At 32.3% G+C, this 24,415-nt stretch carries 17 protein-coding genes and 1 pseudogene; 15 read left to right on the forward strand and 3 right to left on the reverse strand.

Annotation, left to right across the window (positions count from 1 at the left end; translation table 11 throughout):
* From AC0L5U_RS13920 to AC0L5U_RS13950, 7 genes are all read left to right on the forward strand, one after another.
* Complete coding sequence (locus AC0L5U_RS13920; protein WP_473417023.1) at window positions 1-795, forward strand: hypothetical protein; 795 nt, start codon at window positions 1-3, stop codon at window positions 793-795.
* A 129-nt stretch (window positions 796-924) separates the two neighbouring features.
* Complete coding sequence (locus AC0L5U_RS13925) at window positions 925-1,140, forward strand: hypothetical protein (RefSeq protein WP_473417024.1); 216 nt, start codon at window positions 925-927, stop codon at window positions 1,138-1,140.
* Between the two features lie 56 nt (window positions 1,141-1,196).
* Entirely contained in the window at window positions 1,197-1,625 is a 429-nt protein-coding gene (locus AC0L5U_RS13930; protein WP_473417025.1) for a hypothetical protein, read from the forward strand.
* Window positions 1,626-1,631: 6 nt separating this feature from the next.
* Window positions 1,632-3,539: a 1,4-alpha-glucan branching protein GlgB gene (gene glgB / locus AC0L5U_RS13935; RefSeq protein WP_473417026.1), complete on the forward strand. Its 1,908-nt coding sequence runs from the start codon at window positions 1,632-1,634 to the stop codon at window positions 3,537-3,539.
* 308 nt (window positions 3,540-3,847) lie between these two features.
* Entirely contained in the window at window positions 3,848-6,250 is a 2,403-nt protein-coding gene (locus AC0L5U_RS13940; protein WP_473417027.1) for a glycoside hydrolase family 31 protein, read from the forward strand.
* Between the two features lie 187 nt (window positions 6,251-6,437).
* Window positions 6,438-7,187: a hypothetical protein gene (locus AC0L5U_RS13945; RefSeq protein WP_473417028.1), complete on the forward strand. Its 750-nt coding sequence runs from the start codon at window positions 6,438-6,440 to the stop codon at window positions 7,185-7,187.
* Window positions 7,188-7,592: 405 nt separating this feature from the next.
* Window positions 7,593-9,821 (forward strand): SulP family inorganic anion transporter, encoded by a 2,229-nt coding sequence (locus AC0L5U_RS13950; RefSeq protein ID WP_473417029.1) that lies wholly within the window; start codon window positions 7,593-7,595, stop codon window positions 9,819-9,821.
* A 24-nt stretch (window positions 9,822-9,845) separates the two neighbouring features.
* On the opposite strand, the gene AC0L5U_RS13955 is transcribed toward AC0L5U_RS13950, so the two are convergent.
* A complete protein-coding gene (locus AC0L5U_RS13955; protein WP_473417030.1) occupies window positions 9,846-11,717 on the reverse strand; it encodes a cation:proton antiporter in 1,872 nt (623 codons plus the stop codon).
* Between the two features lie 311 nt (window positions 11,718-12,028).
* Between AC0L5U_RS13955 and AC0L5U_RS13960 the strand changes: the two genes are divergently transcribed.
* The 3 genes from AC0L5U_RS13960 to AC0L5U_RS13970 all read left to right on the forward strand — a co-directional run bounded on the left by AC0L5U_RS13960 (window position 12,029) and on the right by AC0L5U_RS13970 (window position 16,453).
* On the forward strand, window positions 12,029-12,889 hold the full coding sequence (locus AC0L5U_RS13960) for an MBL fold metallo-hydrolase (protein ID WP_473417031.1): 861 nt from the start codon (window positions 12,029-12,031) through the stop codon (window positions 12,887-12,889).
* 23 nt (window positions 12,890-12,912) lie between these two features.
* On the forward strand, window positions 12,913-14,520 hold the full coding sequence (locus AC0L5U_RS13965; protein WP_473417032.1) for a S8 family peptidase: 1,608 nt from the start codon (window positions 12,913-12,915) through the stop codon (window positions 14,518-14,520).
* Between the two features lie 235 nt (window positions 14,521-14,755).
* Window positions 14,756-16,453, forward strand: coding sequence for a M1 family metallopeptidase (locus AC0L5U_RS13970; protein ID WP_473418297.1), 1,698 nt, complete (start codon window positions 14,756-14,758; stop codon window positions 16,451-16,453).
* A 187-nt stretch (window positions 16,454-16,640) separates the two neighbouring features.
* Here the strand turns inward: AC0L5U_RS13970 and AC0L5U_RS13975 are convergent, their stop codons facing one another.
* Window positions 16,641-17,672, reverse strand: a complete 1,032-nt coding sequence (locus AC0L5U_RS13975; RefSeq protein WP_473417033.1) for a succinylglutamate desuccinylase/aspartoacylase family protein — start codon at window positions 17,670-17,672, stop codon at window positions 16,641-16,643.
* A gap of 5 nt (window positions 17,673-17,677) precedes the next feature.
* Window positions 17,678-19,528: a CBS domain-containing protein gene (locus tag AC0L5U_RS13980; RefSeq protein WP_473417034.1), complete on the reverse strand. Its 1,851-nt coding sequence runs from the start codon at window positions 19,526-19,528 to the stop codon at window positions 17,678-17,680.
* Between the two features lie 306 nt (window positions 19,529-19,834).
* On the opposite strand from AC0L5U_RS13980, the gene AC0L5U_RS13985 reads away from it, so the two are divergent.
* From AC0L5U_RS13985 to AC0L5U_RS14005, 5 genes and pseudogenes are all read left to right on the forward strand, one after another.
* Window positions 19,835-20,566, forward strand: a complete 732-nt coding sequence (locus AC0L5U_RS13985) for a hypothetical protein (RefSeq protein ID WP_473417035.1) — start codon at window positions 19,835-19,837, stop codon at window positions 20,564-20,566.
* A gap of 143 nt (window positions 20,567-20,709) precedes the next feature.
* Window positions 20,710-21,087 (forward strand): ribonuclease P protein component, encoded by a 378-nt coding sequence (gene rnpA / locus AC0L5U_RS13990; RefSeq protein WP_473417036.1) that lies wholly within the window; start codon window positions 20,710-20,712, stop codon window positions 21,085-21,087.
* 10 nt (window positions 21,088-21,097) lie between these two features.
* The gene (locus tag AC0L5U_RS13995; RefSeq protein WP_473417037.1) at window positions 21,098-21,901 is read left to right on the forward strand and encodes a DUF4349 domain-containing protein; all 804 of its coding nucleotides are present in this window, start codon (window positions 21,098-21,100) and stop codon (window positions 21,899-21,901) included.
* Window positions 21,902-21,905: 4 nt separating this feature from the next.
* Window positions 21,906-23,539, forward strand: a pseudogene (locus AC0L5U_RS14000) (S41 family peptidase).
* Between the two features lie 43 nt (window positions 23,540-23,582).
* Entirely contained in the window at window positions 23,583-24,344 is a 762-nt protein-coding gene (locus tag AC0L5U_RS14005) for an OmpA family protein (protein WP_473417038.1), read from the forward strand.
* Window positions 24,345-24,415 lie beyond the last annotated feature (71 nt).

The raw sequence follows: 24,415 nt of genomic DNA on the forward strand, positions 1-24,415 counted from the left end.
ATGGTTGAAACTTCTTCTGAAAATACCTTAAAAACACCTCTATTTTTTGATGGCGTTTGGGAACATCTCCTAGACGACACAAATTTTCTATCGGTTTTTTTATCTGATGTTTTAGAAGAATACATCCAAAAACAACGCTGGTATGGTGGAAAAGCAAGTCAATTAAAATACATTGAATTATCCGAATATTTTAAAATTCAACAAAACGAAGAAGTCTATTATGGTTTAATTTTAGAAGTTGATTTTGTCGAGGCTTTTTATCAGCATTACTTTTTACCAATTGCTTTTGTAACAGATGATTCTTTTGCAGAACAGGATAAAATATTACCTGTAAACATTAACGGAAAAAGTGGTCATATTATTGACGCTATCAACCTTGAAGCGTTTAGAAAATTGGTGTTTGAGCGTATCATTACTTCAGAGCCCATAGACAGAACCAAAGTGCAATATCATAAAAGTAATCTTCTTGAAGATAATGCTTATGAGTCCTCTAAATTCATGGGGTTAGAGCAAAGCAATACCTCTATAATTTATAATGAGAAATATGTTTTAAAGTTTTTCAGAAGAATTTATGCTGGTAAAAATCCTGACTATGAAATGAGCAGGTATTTATCAGAAAAAAGAGAATACAAAAATACACCACCTTATTTAGGAAGCATTAATATTGAAGATGATGGAAGAGAGATTATTACCATAGCTTTGATGCAAAAAATGATTCCGAATCAAGGTGATGCTTGGGATTATATGCTTAAAGAATTCGACAGAATATTCAAGGCTTTTGATGAAAAAAAGTAAACCTCAAAGAAATACCAGAAACCGAACTTTTTTGAAATTAAACATAAATAATATCCCTGCTGTTTTGATAGATTGGGTGGGTTTAGATTTTTTAAAAAAATACAAACCTTAGCAAAACGAACTGCTGAAATGCACATTGCACTAGGTTCAGAATTTGAGGAAACTGCTTTTACACCCACGCATTATAATGGTGATTATGAAGTTTGGCTGAAAAACAGGTTATTGTACCAGTTTCAAAACAGATTAAATACAGTTGAAAATAATTTGCACAAACTAGATGGTATGGCTTTAGACCTTGCCAAAGAATTTTTAGCTAAAAAAACAGTATTAGAAAACGCTTTATAAATTTTGATTGGACCAAACTTAAAGGGCAGCGTATTCGCGTACATGGCGATTATCATTTGGGCCAAGTTTTAGTAAAAGATGACGATTTCTACATTCTGGATTTCGAGGGCGAACCAGAAAGCACCATTCGCGATAGAAAAGTAAAACAACCGCCCTTAAAGGATATTGCAGGTTTATTTAGAAGTTTTCATTACGTTATTTACACCACTATCTTTAACAATTTAGAAAACTATAACAACAAATCTGAACAACTTTTTGCCGCTGGCGAAATATTATATAATTATTGCATTGGCTTATTTTTGGGCACTTATGTTACCGAGGTAAGAGATGCAAATTTAAATATTGGTTACAATCAAGAACGTATTTTTCTATTGAAATATGCGTTGCTCGAAAAAGCCGTTTACGAATTGGGTTACGAACTCAATTCTCGTCCGCAATGGGCAATTATTCCTTTAAAAGGAATTTCTAATATTATAAACAACTAACAAACTATGGCACACGTTAAACCTTACAGTTTATTCACAGAATTTGATATTAACCTTTTTAAAGCTGGAAAGCACTTTAGACTTTACGAAAAATTTGGATCGCACCTTGTTACCGTTGACGGAATTGATGGGGTTTATTTTTCAGTTTGGGCACCTACAGCAAAACAAGTCTCTGTAATTGGGGATTTTAACTATTGGATGGAAGGCGAACACCAATTGAACGTACGTTGGGATTCTAGTGGTATTTGGGAAGGTTTTATTCCTCTTGTTGAAAAAGGAGCTACCTATAAATATAAAATACAAAGTAATAATAACGATATAAAAACCGAAAAGGCCGATCCTTACGCTAGGCGTTATGAGCATAATCCTAATACAGCATCAATTGTTTGGGATGATGATTATAAGTGGAAAGATAAAGATTGGATGAAAAAACGAAAAAAGCATAATGCTATAGATGCGCCTTATTCTGTTTACGAAGTTCATTTAGGCTCTTGGAAAAGACACATTGAAGAAGATCGTTTTATGTCTTATTTCGAATTAGCCGATGATTTAGTAAAATACGTGAGCGACATGAATTTTACGCATGTAGAATTGATGCCTATTATGGAATTCCCTTATGATCCTTCTTGGGGATATCAACTTACAGGGTATTTTGCACCAACATCTCGTTTTGGATACCCAGAAGAATTTAAATATTTAGTCGATAAATTACACCAAGCTGGTGTTGGAATTATTTTAGACTGGGTACCATCGCACTTTCCAGAAGATGCTCACGGATTAGGTTTCTTTGATGGTTCCCATCTTTACGAACATCCAGACAAACGTAAAGGTTACCATCAAGATTGGAAAAGTTTAATATTTAATTATGAACGTAATGAAGTACGTTCTTTCTTAATAAGTAATGCAGTTTTTTGGATGGATCAATACCATGCCGATGGTTTACGTGTTGATGCCGTTGCCTCTATGCTATTCTTAGATTACTCAAGAGAAGATGGCGAATGGGAGCCAAACATATACGGCGGTAGAGAAAACCTTGCTGTAATAAGCTTCTTAAAAGAATTAAATGAAGAAATTTATGCCTCTTTCCCAGATGTACAAACTATTGCAGAGGAGTCTACAGCATTCCCAATGGTTTCTAAGCCAACATTTGTAGGCGGTTTAGGTTTTGGAATGAAGTGGATGATGGGTTGGATGCACGATACCTTAGAATATTTTGCCAAGGATCCTGTGTACAGAAAATTCCATCACAATGAAATTACATTCAGTTTGGCCTATGCATTTACTGAAAATTTCATGTTACCATTATCTCATGATGAAGTGGTTTATGGAAAAAACTCTATTTTAGGAAGAATGCCCGGAGATGAATGGCAACGTTTTGCAAACTTGCGTTTATTATACGGTTATATGTTTACACATCCAGGCACAAAATTATTATTTATGGGTGGCGAATTTGGACAATATAACGAATGGAACTTCCAAGAAAGTTTAGACTGGAACTTACTAGAGTTTAAGCCGCATAAAGACATGCAAAATTACTTTAAATCGCTTAATGGTATTTACAAAAACACACCAGCACTTTATGAGAAAGGGTTTAGCAATGAGGGGTTTGAATGGATAAGTCATGATGACCATGAAAACTGTGTGATTTCATACATTAGAAAAGGCTATGATGATAAGAAAAATGTAGTTGTAGTTTGTAATTTAACACCTGCTGTTAGAAAAAGTTACAAAATAGGCGTTACTTCAAAGGGTAAATTAGTAGAGGTTTTTAATAGTGATTCTAAAGAATTTGGAGGAAGCGGAATTGCCAATAAAAAACAAGTTACCATTAAAAAAGAAGCTTGGAATGGTAAAGACTATTCAGCAGAAATAACCTTGCCACCATTGGCAGTTACCATTTTTGAGTTTAAATAAAACTCTTAAATTTTAAGAAAGTTCGATTATTGAATGAAAAATTAAATTCAATAATCGAACTTTTAGTTAAAAGCTATTTGTAACTAAATTCATTTCAAGCAATTTTCATTTAAAATTACTATATCTCTTCGTTTTTTAAATTTTCTTAAAGAAAAAAGATACACTATTTACACTTTATTAATAATTAAGCAATTAGAGCTTTGTTTTATTAAATTTTGCGCAAATAATTAACCCTTTTTTTAATAAAAAGAAACTTATCAAGCATTTAAATTTTAGTATTTTCGTGGATTAATTTTAGTACCTGTTTTATGATATTAAATACTGAATTAGAATATAAAGGAAATCTGTTTCCTTCAAAAATAATAAAATACGAAAAGAACCTAAATGTACTCTCCTTCACTACAGAAAATGGTGTTGTTTTAGAAGTTACTGTTCGTAGAGATAGTATCCTTCGTTTTAGATTTACAACAACTGGTATTTTTGAAAATGATTTTTCTTATGCCATTACCAAATATGCAAGTAGAGGTTATAATCATCTTGAGGTTACTGAAGATGGTGATGACTATATCATCACAACATCAAAATTGATTTGTCACATTTCTAAATTAGATTTAAGAACATCAATTTTTGATGCCAAAGACAAGTCTTTAATTTGTGAAGATGAGCTTGGATTCCATTGGGAAGAAAGTTACGAGCATGGTGGCAATATTGTCAAAATGTCTAAAACATCTCAACCAGGTGAGAGCTACTATGGTTTAGGCGATAAACCTGTTGATAACAATCTTAAAGGAAAACGATTTGAGAACTGGGTAACAGATTCTTATGCTTATGGTAGAGACACAGATCCTATTTATAAAGCCATTCCGTTTTACACAGGCTTACACAATAAAAAATCTTATGGCGTATTTTTCGATAATACGTTTAGATCATTTTTTGATTTTTGTAACGAACGTAGAAATATTACAAGTTTTTGGGCACAAGGTGGCGAAATGAATTACTATTTCATTTACGGTCCAGACATGTCTGATGTGGTTGTAAATTATACCGACTTAACAGGAAAACCTCATGAAATGCCAGCGTTATGGACTTTAGGTTACCACCAATGTAAGTGGAGTTATTATCCTGAATCTAACGTAAAAGAAATTACTTCAAAATTTAGAGAATTAGAAATCCCTTGTGATGCCATCTATTTAGATATCGATTACATGGAAGGATTTAGATGTTTTACTTGGAGTAAAGAATATTTCCCAGATCCAAAACGCATGGTTAAGGAATTAGCCGATGATGGTTTTAAAACCATCGTTATTATTGATCCAGGGATTAAAATAGACATGGATTACTCGGTGTTTAAAGAAGGCCTTGACAAAGATTACTTCTGTAAACGTGCAGATGGTCCTTACATGAAAGGTAAAGTATGGCCTGGAGAATGTTACTTCCCAGATTTCACAAATCCTGAAGTAAGAGAATGGTGGTCAAATTTATTCAAAGAATTAGTAGAAGACATTGGTGTTAAAGGTGTTTGGAATGATATGAACGAGCCAGCAGTAATGGATGTTCCAGGAAAAACTTTCCCTAACGATGTTAGGCATGATTACGACGGAAACCATTGTAGCCACAGAAAAGCACATAACGTTTACGGTATGCAAATGGCACGCGCTACATATCAAGGTTTAAAGAAGTTCTCATACCCTAAACGTCCTTTTGTAATTACAAGAGCTGCTTATTCTGGTACACAACGCTACACGTCTAGTTGGACAGGAGATAACATTGCAACTTGGGATCATTTAACTATTGCAAATTTACAAGCGCAACGTATGTGTATGTCTGGATTCTCTTTTATTGGATCTGATATTGGAGGATTTGCTGAACAACCAAATGGCGAATTGTATGCACGTTGGATTCAATTAGGTATTTTCCACCCATTCTGTAGAACTCACTCTTCTGGAGACCACGGCGATCAAGAACCTTGGGCGTTTGGAAAAACAATTACTGATGTAGTTAGAAAGTTTATTGAAATAAGATATCAGTTACTTCCTTATTTATATACAGCATTTTGGAGATATGCCGAAGATGGTGTTCCAATTTTAAAGTCTTTAGTGCTTTATGACCAAGAAGACCCTCAAACACATTATAGAAATGATGAGTTTATTTTTGGAGAAAAAATATTAGCATGTCCTGTTACAGGTCCTAATCAAAAAGGGAGGCGTATGTATATCCCAAGAGGGCAATGGTACAATTTCTGGACAGATGAAGTTGTAACTGGAGGTCAAGAAGTATGGGTTGATGCAGATTTAGATAGTATGCCAATTTTTGTAAAAGAAGGAGCTATTATTCCTAAATACCCTATCCAACAATATGTAGGCGAAAAAACCATTGATGAGTTATTACTGGATGTATATTATACAGAAGGTAAAGAAGAATCTATGGTTTATGAAGATGCAACTGATGGTTATGATTACATAAAAGGTAGATATAGTTTAAGAAACTTCAAATTATCTGGAAAGAAAAAGGAGTTGATTATCCAACAGCATAAAACTGGTAAGTTTACAACAACTTACAAAACCTTTAAATTGAGTTTACATGGGTTACCATTCAAAATTAAAAAGGTTCAAGTAGATAACGTAGATATTCCATTAAAAGATTTAAAAATTAATGGAGATAATACGTTAGTGTTGACTAAGGAATTTAATGAATTGCATATTATAGGTTAAGCACAACTATATTATAGTTTTAAAAAAGCCTCATTTTTAAGAAAAGTGAGGCTTTTTTTGACTATTATCAAAATCACAAGAGAGGAATAATAACGCCTCTTATCATTCCAAAACGGAACAAAACATGAATAAATTCTTATATTTATCTTCATATAATAAGTTGGGCATAATTTAACGAAACCGAAATATGGGATGGAAATCATCATTAATTATAATTGAAAATAAAGAGAATTTTACTAATCAAATTGAAATTCTTAATGTGTTAGGAAAATCAGAATACAAATTTGATCAAGAATTGACTCTTGAGGAATGTATTTATCCGAATGATAAATCCATAAATATCGGATATTACAACGGAAATATAATTATTAGTGATGATTACCAACTAACAACAAATAGCCTTGAAAGAGCAGATAAACTCAACTTGACAGAAGAGGAGAAAAAACTTGTTGAGTTATTTCCAACATCAGAAATCGTAACTGTGGCTTGCCATAGTGCTATAAATTATCACGGATATTCTCTAATAGAAAGCGGAATTAAAAAAAGACTTAAAATTATATCTTCTGATGAACCAAGAATTGAGTTCGGAGAGAGTATAAAGGAAGAAAACGAAATCTATAATAAGTCTTATTCAAGGGACAATCTAAACTTCTGGAAAAATGATGACGACCCAGAAAAGGAATTCACTGAAGACCAATTAATGGAAGACTTTACTTTTGGAATTGCAAAAAGAAGATTAGGAGTTTTACTTGACCATTCTGATGGAGATGAATTAATGGAACAGGTAATATTTAAAAAATTTAAAAGTCCAAATCAAGCATCAGAAGTTGAGGAGTCTTCAAAAGCGGACAAAAAAGCTAAATGGATTAAGTACGGATTAATAATTTTGATTTTAATCATTTGGCAAATATTGAAACGAACTGTGCTTAAAAATTAAAAAACTATGCCCAACAATGGCTATAAGTAATTTGATTCGACTCATCGAACTCCTAATACAATAAAGTGGGTCACTTATCAAATTTTTCTAAGGAAAAAATCTAATAAGTTGATGGTTGAAAACACTAATTCCTTCGTGGTAGCCCGAAAATTAGTGTTTTCATCTTCCACTTTTTGTATCTTCGTTAATCAAAGACGAACTGAATTTAGCAGGTAGTTAGGCACCATTAACAAGTAATATATATAGTTTTAATATGACTTTATGTTAAAAATTATCGATTTAAATTCAAATTTCTCAAAAGTAAAGCTAGGTCATATACCACATGATTTTAAAATTGTGAAAAGACCTATTGATATGTTTTATATTCAAAATCCAAATATTTTATAAATACAGATAGTTAAATACATGGAAATTACACCAAAAAAAGGCTTCAAAGGTTTAATTGAAAATTGGCAAAGTGATTTAATTGCTGCGGTGAGTGTATCGCTCATTGCTCTACCTCTTTCATTAGGCATTGCTTTGGCGGCAGGTGCTCCTGCAATGTCGGGTATCATCTCAGCAATTGTTGGCGGTGTTGTAACAACCCTTTATCGAGGTGGTCATATATCAGTTAACGGACCTGCTAAAGGAGTTATTGCGGTTATACTTTTGGGTATTGTATTGATGGATGATGGTTCTGGGCAAGCATTTAATTATGTATTGGCAGCAGTGGTCGTATCAGGTGCAATTCAAGTCGTATTAGGTCTATTGAAATTGGGTCGATTAGCAGATATATTCCATTCTTCCGTAATTCATGGTATTTTAGCAGCCATCGGAATTATCATCTTCGCTAAACAAATTCATGTTGCCCTAGGCACGCATTCAGATAGTCCGAGTATAATACAAAATCTTATTGATGCGGTTCTATTCCTACCGCAAGCGAATCCTTTTGTGGTGATTATTGCTTTGGTAGGCTTACTTTTATTATTGTTTCATTCCAGAATTAGTAATCGGTTTTTCCATATTTTGCCTACGCCAATGTGGGTCGTCGCCCTTTCCATTCCCTTTGTTTATTTTTTCAATTTCTTTGACCAACATACGCTTTCATTCTTTGGAAAGGCATACGAAGTAGGGCCTAATCTACTGTTGGATATTCCAGATAATATTATAGATTCAATAATGCATCCAAATTTTAGTAAAATTAATACCATTGAATTCTGGACAACCGTAGTATCTATTTTAATCATAACAAGTATTGAATCATTAGCTATTGCTAAAGCTATTGACAAAATTGACCCTTATAAACGAAAGACGGATTTGAATAAAGATTTAACAGGCATTGGATTAAGTACGATGATAGCTGGTATGATTGGAGGTTTGCCAATTATTGCTGTAATTATTCGAAGTACGGTAAATATTCATAATGGTGCAAAGACAAAATGGTCTAATATGTATCAAGGGCTTTTATTATTAATTTTTATTGTGTTATTAAGCCCTATAATGAGGAAAGTACCACTTTGTGCTTTTGCTATTTTACTCGTTTATACTGGATTTAAATTAGCTTCACCTGCCGTCTTCAAACAAATTTATAATCAAGGAATCGAACAATTAATATTTTTTGTTGGCACTATGGTTTTAACACTTTACACTAATTTATTAATTGGTTTACTCGGTGGATTATTATTAGCACTAGTCATTCACATGTTATTGGCAAAGTTATCCATCTCTCGATTTTTTAAAATGGTTTATAAGTCGCGTACAAAATTGATAGAACGACCAGATGGTAGTTTCGATTTAAAGATTAGAGGTATTGCGAATTTTTTAGGCATTATAAAAGTCGATAAACTAGTGGCTCAAATTCCTTCTGGAGCAGATGTCAATATTGATTTATCAGAAACAAAATTGGTAGGCATTACCTATATGGACTACCTAGTGGAATACCTAAACAGCCAAAGGGCTACAGGCGGTAAGGTCTTTATATCAGGATTGGATTCTCATGTTTCATCCTCTAACCATAATAGGGCTTTAAAAATTAATTTCACTGGTTCTGGCGCTAAACTATCACAAAGGCAAAAGCGATTACGAAATTTAGCAACTGAGAAAAATTATCAATACGCAAGTCAAGTTGATTGGAATACAGATTATTTAAAGAAGTTCCACTTTTTTGAAATTAGACCTATTGAACGCAAATACAATTGTCTCAAGGGAACATTTAAAGATTTGGATGTGTCTTGGGAAATTGCAGATGTAACATTTAATGAAGGTCAGGCTTTTACAGCTGAAACGTTTAATACGACTCTAATGATCTTAAAATTGAATAAAAAAATCCCCATTTTTACCATGGAAAAAGAAGCTGTATTAGAAAAAATATTTGACAGGGTTATGGCATTTACAGGCTATAAGGACATTGATTTTGAGATGTATCCTGATTTTTCTAAAAAATTCTTGCTTATGGGAAATAATGAATCTGAGATTAGGTCGTTTTTTACAGATGAAATCATTCGCTTTTTCGAAAGTCATCAGATTTATCATATAGAAAGTAATGGTGAGGCACTAGTCATTTTTGATAAAATCAAATTGGCGAGGACAGATGAAACCATTGCATTTATAGATTATGGTAAAGAATTAGCCAAACTTATAGAAAGAATGGATTAGGGGTTACTAGATTGCAAAAAACCTTTAATCGTCTTTTGAAGTATTCACTACTTCTAAAGTTGGCAATTCTTCAACATCAAAAGGCTTTCCTAAATATACCAATTGATAGCCTGTTTTTATATTTTCAAACTCTAAACTATGAGATGAAATAATATGAAATTCGCCTTCGTTATCCTTCACAAACAATGGAATAATATCGGTGTCATTGTTAGAAATTTTAATCAACTCGTCGTAATGTGCCTTATTTTTCAAATCAATTTCTTGAATTGATGGGTATGCTCTGGTTAATTCTAAAAGCGAGCTATAATCATCTTTATGAGAAAATATACCTTCTTTTGGGTTCGTGTTATCATCTAACATTTCTTTGGTAGTGACTAACCTATATGCGCCATTTTCGCCAAATTGCTTTTTAAATTTATTTATAGCAAACTCATTTATATCAGGGTTTCCTGTTAATGCCATAATATACCCCACATCGCTAAGTTCAATATTATCCATTAAATTATCTGAATAAATATTTGTACTTATAGCTTCAAGACCTAATTCTTTTGCTTTTTCAATATTTTGCTCGTTGCTATCAATAAGCACCACATGCCTGCCATTTGTAACCAAATAATGCCCCAACAATCTGGAAACTTTTGAAGCACCAACAATTAAAATACCCTCAGATTTTTTAAGGAAAACCCCAACCCATTTAGCAAATAATCGTGCTGTTGTAGCGTTTAACAATACGGTTCCTAATACTATCATAAACACAAGAGGTGTTATGTATTCAGCACCTTGAACGCCTTGTTTTATAAGCTTGCTACCAAAAAGTGATGCTATACCCGCAGCTACAATACCACGAGGCCCTACCCAACTAATAAATAGTTTTTCATTTAATTTTAATTTAGAACCTTGAGTACTTGCAAAAACAGCTAAAGGTCTAACTAAAAAGACCACTAGAGCAAATAGAGTAGCGGTTTTCCAGGTGTAGAGCAACATTAAATCTTCAATATTAATATTAGCTGCAAGAAGAATAAAAAGAATTGAAATTAATAAAACGCTTAGCGATTCTTTAAAATAAAGAAGCTCCTTCAAGTTATTTAATTTACCGTTTCCTAAAACCATACCCATTACTACAACTGCCAATAAACCAGATTCGTGAGCAAAAATTTCGGACTCAACAAAAACCAAAAGTACCGTTGATAAAGAAACAACATTTAAAAGGTAATGTGGAATATATTTTTTATTAATAGCAAACGCCAAAGCATGTGCAAACGTAAAGCCAAAAGTAGTACCAAATAATACAATTTTACCAAATTCGATTAGAGCTGTTTTTGTAAAACCACTATCGCCTTCAACACTAATAAACTCAAATACCAAAACCGCAACTAAGGCTCCAATAGGGTCTATCAAAATACCTTCCCATTTTAAAACGGTTGAAATATCCTTTTTAAGTGGAATGTTTCTTAAAATAGGCGTAATTACAGTTGGTCCAGTAACGATAATCAATCCAGCAAATAAAAATGAAAGCTCCCAACTTAAATCAAAAATAAAATATGCCAACATACCCGCGCCAAAAAAAGTAATTGCAGACCCTAAGGTTATCAACTTAGTAATTACTGGTCCTACATTTCTAATTTCTGAACGCTTTAAGGTTAGTCCGCCTTCAAAAAGAATAATACTAATAGCAAGAGATACAAAATAATACAATCCATCTCCAGGGAATAGCCCTTTTTTACCATTCCAAATGGGTTCTATCCATTTTGTTCCGTCTTCACTTAAAAATTGAGCTGCAATTGGTCCTACCAATAAACCTATTAAAATTAATGGTAAAATAGCTGGTATCTTAAATTTCCAAGCTACCCATTGGGCTAGTATTCCTAAAATAATTATTCCAGCAAGTTCTAACATTCTTTAGTTTTTGTTTTTAAAAGCACTAATTTAAGTAAAACGTTCGGTTTTTGCTGGTTTTAAAGATATTCCTATTGAAAAATCATGTTGATTTTTCAATCGTTTTATTTATGTAAGTGATAATGGGGATGGCATTGCTAAATTTTTTAATAATGATGTAACACATTTTTTTTAAAGTATCACATAGAATCTAACAGAAACGTGCTTTTTTTTGGTAAATAACGTTTAGCAAAGGTTTAAAGCAAGTCGTTTCTTAATAAATTCTTAACAAATATTAAGTTTTACTGCATATTTCGTAATTTTGCAATCCTATGAAATTATACCCCATAAATTCTGGAAACTTCAAGCTTGATGGTGGAGCTATGTTTGGTGTAGTACCCAAATCTTTATGGCACAGAACCAATCCTGCTGATGCCAATAATATGATAGATTTAGCGGCAAGATGTTTACTCATTGAAGATGGTAACCGATTAATTTTGATTGATACAGGAATGGGTAACAAACAATCAGATAAGTTTTTTGGATATTACTACATGTGGGGAAACGATAGTATTGACAATTCTCTAAAAGCCCATGGATTCCATAGAGATGATATAACCGACGTGTTTTTAACACACTTACATTTTGATCATTGCGGAGGTGCCATTCAATGGAATAATGATAAAACAGGTTACGAACCTGCTTTTAAAAACGCACATTTTTGGAGCAATGCAGCTCATTGGAAATGGGCAACGCAACCCAATAAAAGAGAAAAAGCATCTTTTTTAAAAGAAAATATTATACCCATTGAAGAAAGTGGCACGCTTAAATTTACCGATGTACCAAAAAACGATTTACTAAAAAATTCTGAACTTGGTTTTGATATTTTTTTTGCAAATGGACATACCGACAAACAAATGATTCCCATGATAAATTATAAAGGAAAAACCATTTGTTTTATGGCAGATTTGTTACCTACAGCAGGACATATTCCCTTACCCTACATTATGGGTTATGATATGCGCCCCTTACTTACTTTAGATGAAAAGGAAAAGTTTCTGAATATGGCAGCAGACAACAATTTTTATCTATTTTTAGAGCATGATGCACACAACGAAATAATTACCCTAAAACATACCGAAAAAGGCGTAAGGCTAAACACAATTTTAAAAGCCGAAGACGTATTTAATTAAAAAGGACTAATTCAAATATAAAAATGAGAACAATTAAACAATTAACATTAGCAGTAGTTACATCAGCACTACTTTTTGGTTGTGGAACAACAGGAGAAATTCTATCTACACCAGTTGAAAACATTGATACAATTCCACTAAAAGTTTCAGATTTAACAGAAGCTGAAAAACACAACTGGGGACACTTAGATTTAGTTAATGATACGGTTCCCGGAATGAGTGTTGACAAAGCCTATTCCGAAATTATTAAAAAGAAAAAAGGTAAAAAGGTAATTGTTGCTGTTATAGATTCTGGAATAGATATCGATCATGAAGATTTAAACGATGTAATTTGGACCAATAAAGATGAAAAACCTAATAATGGAAAAGACGATGACAACAATGGCTACATTGATGATGTTCATGGTTGGAATTTTTTAGGAGATGGTTACAATGAACAACTAGAATATGTTAGAATTTTAGCAAGTGGAAATACCATCAATCCAGATTACGCTGCTGCAAAAGTTGAATATGAGGCAGAATACCAAAAATGGATGCAAAGAAAAAAGCAATATGAACAAATTGCACAACAAGTTAAAGGTGCTGATGAAACCTTAACCAAACATTTTGGAAAAAAAGACTATACCCAAAAAGAAGTGGGCGCTATTAAAACTGAAGATCAAGCTTTAAGTCAGGCAAAACAAATTGCACAGTATATGTTCAGTAATGGTATAGATTCTATGACAGACGCTGTTAAAGAAATAAATGATGCCTTAGAAAGTATTAACGATCGCTTAAATTATAACCTTAACAAAGATTTTAAAGGTCGAAAAACTGGAGATAATCCTGATGATATGTCTACTAAGTTTTATGGAAACGGGAATGTAAAACCTGTTAAGAAAAGAGAAAGTCATGGCACACACGTAGCAGGAATAATTGCTGCCGAACGTAACAATGGTAAAGGCGCAAATGGTGTTGCTAATAATGTAGAAATTATGAGTATAAGAACTGTGCCCAACGGAGATGAATATGATAAAGATGTTGCTTTAGCTATTCGCTATGCTGTTGATAATGGTGCATCTATAATTAACGGAAGTTTTGGTAAAAGTTTTTCTCCGCACAGCGATTGGGTAAGAGACGCTATAGCTTACGCTGCAAAAAATGATGTGGTTTTTATACATGCTGCTGGAAACGATAGTAAGAATGTGGATACTGAACCAAACTTTCCTGATGATAACGTAAACGGACAAGAAGTTTCAGATACTTACATTCGAGTTGGAGCTCTTGCACCTAAGTATGGCTCTAATTTATTGGCTGGATTTTCTAATTATGGGAAAAATAATGTAGATGTTTTTGCTCCTGGGGATGATGTATATTCTACAACTCCAGAAAACGAATATGATACTAAAGGAGGAACTTCTATGGCGGCTCCTGGTGTTGCTGGTGTTGCTGCGTTAATTCGTTCGTACTATCCAAGTTTAAAAGCAGCTCAAGTAAAACAAATTATCATGGACTCAGGTTTACCAATAAAAACTAAAGTTGTAGTTGGTGGTAACTCAGATAACATTAAGCCATTTGCAGATATTGTAAAATCTGGCAAAATAGTTAATGCTTATAATGCATTAATTATGGCAGCTAAAATGGCGCAATAAATAAATTTGAATAAAAAGATTGCTTTACAGGAATTAACACAGCCTTGTAAAGCAATTGTTTTTTTAAACTTTTTCGTATGAAACGTTTCTTAACTATTGGGGTTTTTATTTTACTTTTTATGTCTTGTAGTGGTTCAAAAAATACCACCCCTAACCCCCTAATGTATCATCTCAACCGTCTTTGTCAACGTCTAATATAAAATCTACATATTGGCAACAGCATGTAGATTACAAAATGGAGGTTGATATGGATGTAAATACATACCAATACAAAGGCAAACAAACTTTAGTCTACACTAATAATTCTCCAGACGTTTTAAACAAAGTATTTTACCACTTATACTTTAACGCATTTCAACCAGGAAGTGAAATGGATGTGCGATCTAGAACTATTGCTGATCCAGACAGGCGAGTTGGCGATAGAATTAGTAAGCTCAAACCAAATGAAATAGGATATATAAAAGTAAATTCTTTAAAACAAAACGGGAAATCTATCAATTATGAAACTGTAGGTACTATTTTAGAAGTGAATTTAGCAACACCTATACAACCGGGAGAAAGCGTTACGTTTAATATGGATTTTGACGGTCAAGTTCCTGTTCAAATCCGTCGTTCAGGACGCAATAACAAGGAAGGCGTAGCCTTATCTATGGCGCAATGGTATCCTAAATTAGCAGAATACGATTTTGAAGGTTGGCATGCCAACCCCTATATTGGAAGAGAATTTCATGGTGTTTGGGGCAATTTTGATGTGAAACTAACTATTGATAAAAATTACGTAGTTGGAGGAACTGGTTATTTACAGAACCCTAATGAAATAGGTCATGGTTATGAAACTTCTGAAGTAAAATCTACCAAAAAAGATAAACTTACATGGCATTTTGTTGCACCCAAAGTACACGATTTTACTTGGGCTGCAGACCCAGATTATATTCATGATACAGCTCAAGTTCCTAATGGCCCAATGTTACATTTTTTCTATAAGAAAACCATGTCTAGTGAACAAAAGAACAATTGGAAAAGGATTCAGCCCAAATCTGTTGAATTTATGCAATATTTTAGTGAAACCGTTGGTAAATACCCATACAAACAATATTCTATCATACAAGGTGGCGATGGTGGTATGGAATATGGTATGTGCACCCTTTTACTGGGAGAAGGCACTTATGATGGTTTAATAAAAGGTGTGATTTCACATGAAATGGCTCATACTTGGTTTCAATTTTTATTGGCAAACAACGAATCAAAACACCCTTGGATGGACGAAGGTTTTGCAACTTATATAGAATATCATGCTGTTAATATTCTTTTTAACGAAGGGAAAGTGAACCCGCTAGAAAGTGTTTATAATACCTATATCGCTTTGGCAAATTCTGGGAGAGAACAGCCACTAACTACTCAAGGCGACCGCTATGCTTTTAACCGTTCTTATAGTTTGGCTTCTTACTATAAAGGATGTGTGTTTTTATCCCAATTAGGCTATATTATGGGCCAGAAAAATTTAGACCTTACCATTAAAAAATATTTTACAGACTTTGTTTTCAAACACCCAAAACCTTTAGACGTTATTAGAACCGCTGAAAAAGTATCTGGGCTAGAGTTAGACTGGTATTTAACAGATTTTGGACAAACCACAAACACAATAGACTATGCAGTTAAATCTATAGAAGATAAAACAATAGTATTAGAACGAATAGGCTTGATGCCAATGCCTATAGATGTTACTGTTACCTATGTTGATGGTACAACTGAAGATTTCTACATCCCTTTACAGATGATGCGTGGCGAAAAGCCAACTACAGCAACAATCATTAAAGATTGGGCTTGGGCATATCCAACTTATACTTTTGAAACTAGTAGAATTATTAAAAAGGTAGAGATAGACCCTAGTGGGTTGATGGCTGATGTTGATAGAAGGAATAATACGAAGTAAGGTCTATAGTAAACAGGGTATTAAAAATTTAACACCTAAAACCATTTTGTGTTTTTATACATTTCTTTTTTAGCAACACTTTCTCTGTTGTATAAAAACATATAGTTTTCTGTAATTAACTTATTTCTATAGCCCAACAAGTGAAATATGGGTTTTGCTAAAAATTTTGCTACTCTTAAGTTCACTTTTAGAATTCCAGCTTTTTATTCTGCCAATATATACCAAACAAACCTATTAATAACCTGTCTGCTTTTAGGTATCTTAATACTCTAGATAAATACAGGAAAAATGGAATTATAGGTTTTATAATAAAAAAACCTTCGTTTCCTTTGCATTGGTATAAAGGCATAAATATATACCCTTTATAATTTGAGGTGATTTCTATATTATTAGTAATAGCTAACTGCTCACCTCTTTCTATAGCTTGAAAACTTTTAAAACCTTCTTTCATCTTAAAAGAATCCTTAGATTTAATCTTATATAAATACACTATTTCATAAAATCTATCAGAACTATTTGAAGCCAATTTTAAGGTTTCAAAATGGTTTTCATTATTTATATCTTCTTTATTTAAAACGTTAGTAAAAAATAGCACTAAATAGATAAATGCTATATTATTCTTAATAGCTGCTATGTCTGTATGCTGTCCAGATTCAAAACCAATTGAAACATAGCCTAGACTATTTATATAACTTAGTAAAGGACCTTCTAAATACTCCTCTATACCTAAAACAATTGGCACAGGGAACAACTTAGAAAACGCTCTATTTATTAAAGCATCATTTATTGTGATAAAAGGTAACGTTTTACTTGATGTAGTGTGAAGGTCTATAAAATAAAACGGACCTTTATTTGTTTTTAAAATTCGATGTAATAGTTGTAACAATTCTTTTAATTCCTTCTCTTCTGAATTTAAGACGGTTTTACTAAGAATTTGATCTATTTTTTCACTAGTCCACAATCTATTTAAATCTTCATCAACATATCTTTGATTAAGTTCTAAAGCCATTAAATTACCTAAAACACCATAGATATTTCCTTTTATAACACCTTCCTTTAAATTTTTTTGAACTTTTTTTAATGCCTTAACACCTGCTTTTTCATTCCCATGAATGCCACCAAAAAAAACAACAGAAGGAAGTACAGGATCTTTTTCTATTTGAAAAAGTATTCTTGTTCTTTTACTCTTATACGGTTCTTTAATTTTTAATACATCCATTAAAGCTATAAATCTTTTGAAGATATCAATCCTATCAATTTTTTGTCTTTTGTTATTGGCAAAAAATGAATGTTATTGGTTTCCATTAACGTTTTAGCATCGGGTATTGTAATTTGATCACTTACAGAAATAACATCTGTTTTCATAATAGTTCCAACAGCATGATTATGCTTTGCTTTTGAATTAAGAAATGCCTTAACATCGTTCCATGATAGCACACCTAAAAGCTCTTTATTATGGCTTATAACAGGTAAATGATGTATGTTTTTCCATTGCATAATATTTAAAACCAACTCAACACTATCGGTTTTATAAACAGAAAAAATATCTGTTCGCATAATATGTTTTACAACTCTACATTCTTGACCAGGTAGTTGTGCTGTATCCTGTAATATACGCCATGTAGAAACAGGGTAATCCAGTTCTTGCTTTTCGTATAACTTGGATGTTAAAATTTGCATAGCTTCAAACCTCTTATGGCTTTGTAGTAAATGCCTATAACTCCTCACCGTCCATTCTGATCCATTAAGAGCTCTAACTCTATTTTTAATGATAGCCAAATAATATTCTGCATCTTTAGGTGATACTCCAAATTTGTATAACCCCTTATATGCCATTGGCAATAATTCATCAAGAATTAAATCCAAACAAGAGACATATTTACCATCCCAATAAATTTGTGCAGCCATTCCATAGCGAGAAGCATTAAAAAAATTTGTTTTCACATCTTTAAAATCCCATTGATTATGTATGTTATTATATTTTTTGGGTTTTCCCATCATAACTCCTACCCAAAATACCATATTAGCTATTTCATCAACTACTGTAGGTCCAGAAGGTATATATCTGTTTTCAATTCGTAAATGAGGTTTGTCATCTGACACACCATAACATACTCTATTCCATGGGTAAACCGTACCATTATGAAGTTGTAGAGCTCTTAATTTAGGAATCTTGCCATTTTCAATTAGGCTAACACTATCTTTTATATAATCAGTAGTTAAAAAACTTCTAAACCTAGAAATATTGTCTTTAAATATATCTGTTACTGAACCAGTATACCAGTTTTTACCAAAGCTCACTCGAGATTGATTTTCATTTAATAAAAAAGAATTAGCTCTGGTATCAATACTTTGTGTAAAAAGTGCAATTCTAGTTTCGCTCCATAACTCTTTACCAAACAACAATGGGGAATTTGTGCATGCACTCAATACAGGTCCAGCAATAGCTTGTGACCAATTATAAGTATCTATAAATTTGTTAGGATCCACCTGTAAATGCATCTGAAAACTTGTATTACAACCCTCAAGCATTACAGAATCAAATAATAAATTTAATTCGTCTACGCCCTGAATATGAATATTAAAATTCTGTTTTCTTGAGTCTTTAATGGCTTCATTTAATACTGAATAACGTTTTAAAGGTGTCATATTATTTTCACCTATATTATCTAATCCAATTGAAGGTAAAATACCTGTAAGTACAATTTTGGTGTCTTTTTTTTCTGAAATATCTTTTGCTTTTTTAAGCAATGTTTTTAATTGGTTATGAAGCTCTGAAAAACAATTTCCTTTTAATTCAATAGGGTCTAAATTAGCCTCTAAATTATAGTTGCCTATTTCAGTGGTAAAATGTTTATCATCAATATCATTCAAAATTTCTAACGCATTGTTACTTGGTGAAAAATTAGGCTTTACCAAACAAAATTCTTGTTCTGCTCCTATTTTTATAGGGCCAGTTTCAATCATTCCTTTTCCTAACATAAGATCTAAAGCCTTTATGTCGTTAAGTAAATGATGCACATAATTAGCCCTATCCTTTTTCTTGCCAAATTTCGAAATATTCATATCTCCCATAGCAATGTTGTTTGGTTGTTTTTATGCTGTTAAATTACTATGATACAAATGTTTATTCTATGATTTTTATCATGCTGCTATAACCACCTATTTTAATAATTAAAAAGTAATATTTGATTTTACTTTCTAATACTCTAAATTATGGTTTATTAAATAATACTTGTTATTCTTTAGTAAATAGTAATTAGCCATTTTTATCTCTAAAACAGTCCATATTTACCTATAAATACATTTCATTTACCTATAAATACATTGATAATCAGCATTTTATGTTGTTTAGCAATAAATAACTAAAAAACATTTAAAATGATGAAAAATTTACTTAAAAATTTAGCTTTAACTCTTGTTATTGCTGCAACATGTACAATTTCTGCACAAGAAAATTACGATTTTACAACCATTGACCTCGCTGCTACTGGTACTAAATATTCAGGTGCTCAAGCGGCACTTACTCAAAATGTTGATGGAGGAGGAGTTCCTACTTCTGGTTTTATTTTAACTCCAAATGGTACGAGAAACTTTTTTGAGCTTAGAATTAACGGTGTAACTGTTGCTGGACAAAACAGAGTAACTATTAATTACATTAATAACACTACTGCAAATAATGTGTTTTTTAAATCAGCTGGAACAACTCTACCTGGAGGTAATATGGCTATAGGCGCAACTTCTGTTGAATATGTATTTAATGATACAGATCTAGAAACAGGAATGGACGGTGATGGAAACATCCAGTTAAGAGCAAGATTTCTAGATACTACTCCTGCTAATTTATTAGCGACAGATACTTTTGAGTTCTCATCATTAGTTGTTGATGTCGCTCCAACAGCAGGTGTAGACGATGTGTTTTCTAAAGCAGGTACTAGAATAATTAGCAAAGAGGGTAAAATTATTGTAAATAATGCACCTGAAGGAACTTCTATAAAAATCTACAATATTATTGGTCAGTCTGTAGAAAATAATAACCTTGCTAGTGGTACTTATGTAGTTAAACTAAGTGCACAAGGGGCTATTTCAAGTAAAAAAATAATGATATTATAAGAGTTCGCTTATAATAAATATTTAAATATTAAAGACCACCCATTAGGTGGTCTTTTTTTTGTAAAAGCATTTTAAAAAAGAGCTTAAACGACTTCCGTGAAGTGTTAATTGTAATTCCTACTTTTGTAAGGATAAATTCATGTATGTCTGCAACCTACTCTAAAAAAGATAAACTAAAAAGTAAAAAATTGATAGACCAACTATTTACTGAAGGTCAATCGGTTTCTGTCTATCCGTTACGTTTGGTATATCTCGGCACTACTTTTGATGAAGATGTGATGGTAAAAACAGGAGTTTCAGTAAGTAAACGTAATTTTAAAACTGCCGTAACCAGAAATCGCATAAAACGTTTGTTAAGAGAAACTTACCGATTAAATAAAGCAGTCTATTTTAACAATTTAACAACACAACATGCGTTTATGATTTTGTACATTGGTAAAGACATGCCTGATTTTGCCCAAGTTGAAACCACAATGAAACGTTTGTTTGAAAAATTTTCAAGCAAAATTTCAAATTCTTAAATAAGCTTTTATGAAACTATTTTCTTATCTGTTGATTGTGATGTTGCCTTTGATGTGTTCGTCTCCTAAAGGTGAAAATTATAATTATGATGATTCTGTAATGGATGTTGAAATGGATTCTGAGGTATTGCGTTTTGAAGTACCTGCACCTTCACAAGCAGCCCCTCAAAAAATCATAAAAACTTCATATTTAAAATTTGAAACTCAAAATTTAGATAAAAGCTATCAAAACATCATAAAAGCAGTTAAAGCAAATAAAGGTTTTGTTCAGGATGATAATTCAAACAAATCATACAACACCATTACACGGCATTTAATTATTAGAATTCCAACATCCAATTTTCAAAGTGCCATCGATTCCATAAGTAATAACGTGTCTTATTTTGATACCAAACGAATTTCAGCTAAAGATGTTACCGAAGAATTTATAGATCTAGAAGCCCGATTAAAAGCAAAAGAAACCTTAGAAAAACGGTATTTGGAATTATTGGGCAAAGCAAAAAACGTCAAGGAAATTCTGGAAATTGAACGTGAACTTTCTACAATTCGAGAAGAAATAGAATCTAAACAAGGACGGTTAAAATACCTTCAAAATAAAGTATCATTAAGTACCATTGATATTGAATTTTATACATTGACATCTGAAGCTCCTGTGGCAACGTCATATGGTACAAAAATGTGGAATGCTATTAAAGGTGGTTTTTATGGCATATCAGTATTTTTCTTAGGGATTCTCTATATTTGGCCACTTATTGTCATTGTTTTATTAGGAGTGTTTTTATTAAGAAAATGGCTTAAAAAAAGTAAAAAATAGACTCATGAAGTATTTTTTAAAACAAAAAATAATTATTCCAATAGTGTTATGCGCTGTGTTTTTATGCACCACCGCATATAAAAACGATTTTTTTGAAATAGCGAAGCAAATTGAAATTTTCACAGAGCTTTACAAAGAAATCAATATGAATTATGTTGATGAGACCAACCCCGGGGATTTAATGGATACAGCCATAAAAAGTATGTTGGAAGATTTAGATCCTTACACGCGTTTTATGAACGAACAGGACGTTGAGGCAGCTAGAATAAACAATACAGGAGATTACACAGGTATAGGCGCACGAGTAAAAACCCAAAAAGACAAACTTGTTATTATTGAACCTTATAAAGATTATCCTGCAGACAAAGCAGGCTTAAAAGCAGGAGACGAAATTATTAAAGTTGGGGATGTACTAGTTTCAAATTATAAAGATGATGCTGGCAACCTTTTAAAAGGTACTTCGGGAAGTTCTGTTAATGTAACTTACAAACGTAATAACGACACAAAAACAGCAACTATTAAACGAGCAGAAGTTGAAATCAAGGCAGTTCCTCATTTTTCGATGGTAAACGACCAAACAGGGTATATTGTGCTTAGTAAATTCAACAGTAAAGCGTCTGCAGAAACCAATTATGCACTACGAGATTTAAAAGCCCAAGGCGCAAAACGTATTATTCTAGATTTAAGAGGAAATCCTGGTGGTTTATTAAATGAAGCGGTAAATGTTGTTAATCTGTTTGTGCCAAAAGGGCAATTAGTGGTAACAACAAAATCTAAAGTTAAAAAGTATAATCGCCAATATTATACAAAAAAGGAACCTACCGATATTGAGATTCCATTGGTGGTTTTAATTAATGGCTCTAGCGCTTCAGCTAGCGAAATAGTTTCAGGAACATTGCAAGATTTAGACCGTGCTGTAATTGTAGGCTCACGTAGCTATGGTAAAGGCTTAGTGCAGCGTCCAAAACGTTTAACCTATGGTACTCAGGTAAAAATTACCATTTCTAGATATTATACACCATCAGGTAGATGCATTCAATCTTTAGATTATTGGAATAGAGATGAAAAAGGCGAAGCGGTGCGAGTTAAACAAGAAAATTACAACGAATTTAAAACCAAAAACGGACGTAAAGTATTTGATGGCGGTGGTGTTTATCCAGACGTTACCTTTGGAAAACAAAAAACTCAACCATTACTAAAGCTATTTTGAATAGCGATTTAATTTTTGATTACGCTACGACTTATTATTACAAAAACCCATCTAAAAGCATTAGTGGTTTTGAATTGACTGACGCTGATTTTAGAGATTTTAAAACATTCTTAAAGACTAGTAATTTTTCTTTCACAACTGATACTGAAAAAGCACTTTTTAAAGCCTATGAAACTTCCGTTAAAGAAAATTTAAATGATGATATTGAAAGTGATTATAACACGCTTATTTCAGCATTAAAAACATCTAAAAATAAAGCTATTGATGCTCATAAAGAGTATGTATTAAAAATGCTTACAGAAGAAATTATAAAACGCTATAGCTATCGTGAAGGTTTGTATGAATACTATAAAACTCATGATGAAAACATCAAGAAAAGTTCAGAAATCCTAGGTAATACAATGACTTACATGGATTATTTAAGGTAGGTTTACAAAAAATAGTATCTTTAACTCAATTAATTGCTCCCCAATGCACAAGCTGCTTGTTGTCATATTCATTTTTTTTCAAATAACTATTGGGTTTTCTCAAACACAATACACACACGATGTATATTTTAATACTGATGAATTTAAGGTACCCAAAACTGAGGAGAACAGATTGCTACTATTTATTTCAAAACTCCAAGAAATAGAAATAGACTCAATTGCTATATATGGTTTTTGTGATGATGTTGGTGCAGATACTTATAACCTAAAACTCTCGCAACAGCGTGCAGATGCTATAAAAACTATCTTTTCTAACAATGAAATAAGCGAATCTTTAATTAGTAATGTGGATGGTAAAGGAGAAATTCTTTTAAAAATAGTAAATGAAAAAAATGTTTTAAAACTTAGAGGGCTTAACCGAAAAGTTGAGATAATTGTAACTCAAAAACAACCAGATCCCATAATTGAAGAGGTTGTAGAAACACCAACTATTACCAAAAAGAAAACCATTCCAGAACAAATAAAAGGCGAATTAAAAGTTGGGGATAAAATTATTTTTAAAAACATCTTGTTTAAAACAGGTTATAGCACCATTACAAAAGATTCTAAAAAAATTTTAGAACATATTGCGAAAGCTCTGGTAGAACGAGACGATATTTATTTTACCATTCAAGGACATGTGTGTTGTACTAAGTTTAGTAGAGATGCTATTGATAAAAAAACCAAACAACGCAATTTATCAGTAGCAAGAGCAAAATATGTACATGACTACTTTATAAAAAAGGGTGTAGAAAAAAACGTATGAGATATATGGGAATGCGCCGTAAGTTTCCTTTAGGTGGCGATCCTAAATATGATAGACGTGTTGAAATTTTG

It is taken from the genome of Jejuia sp. G7-7, from assembly GCF_055808955.1.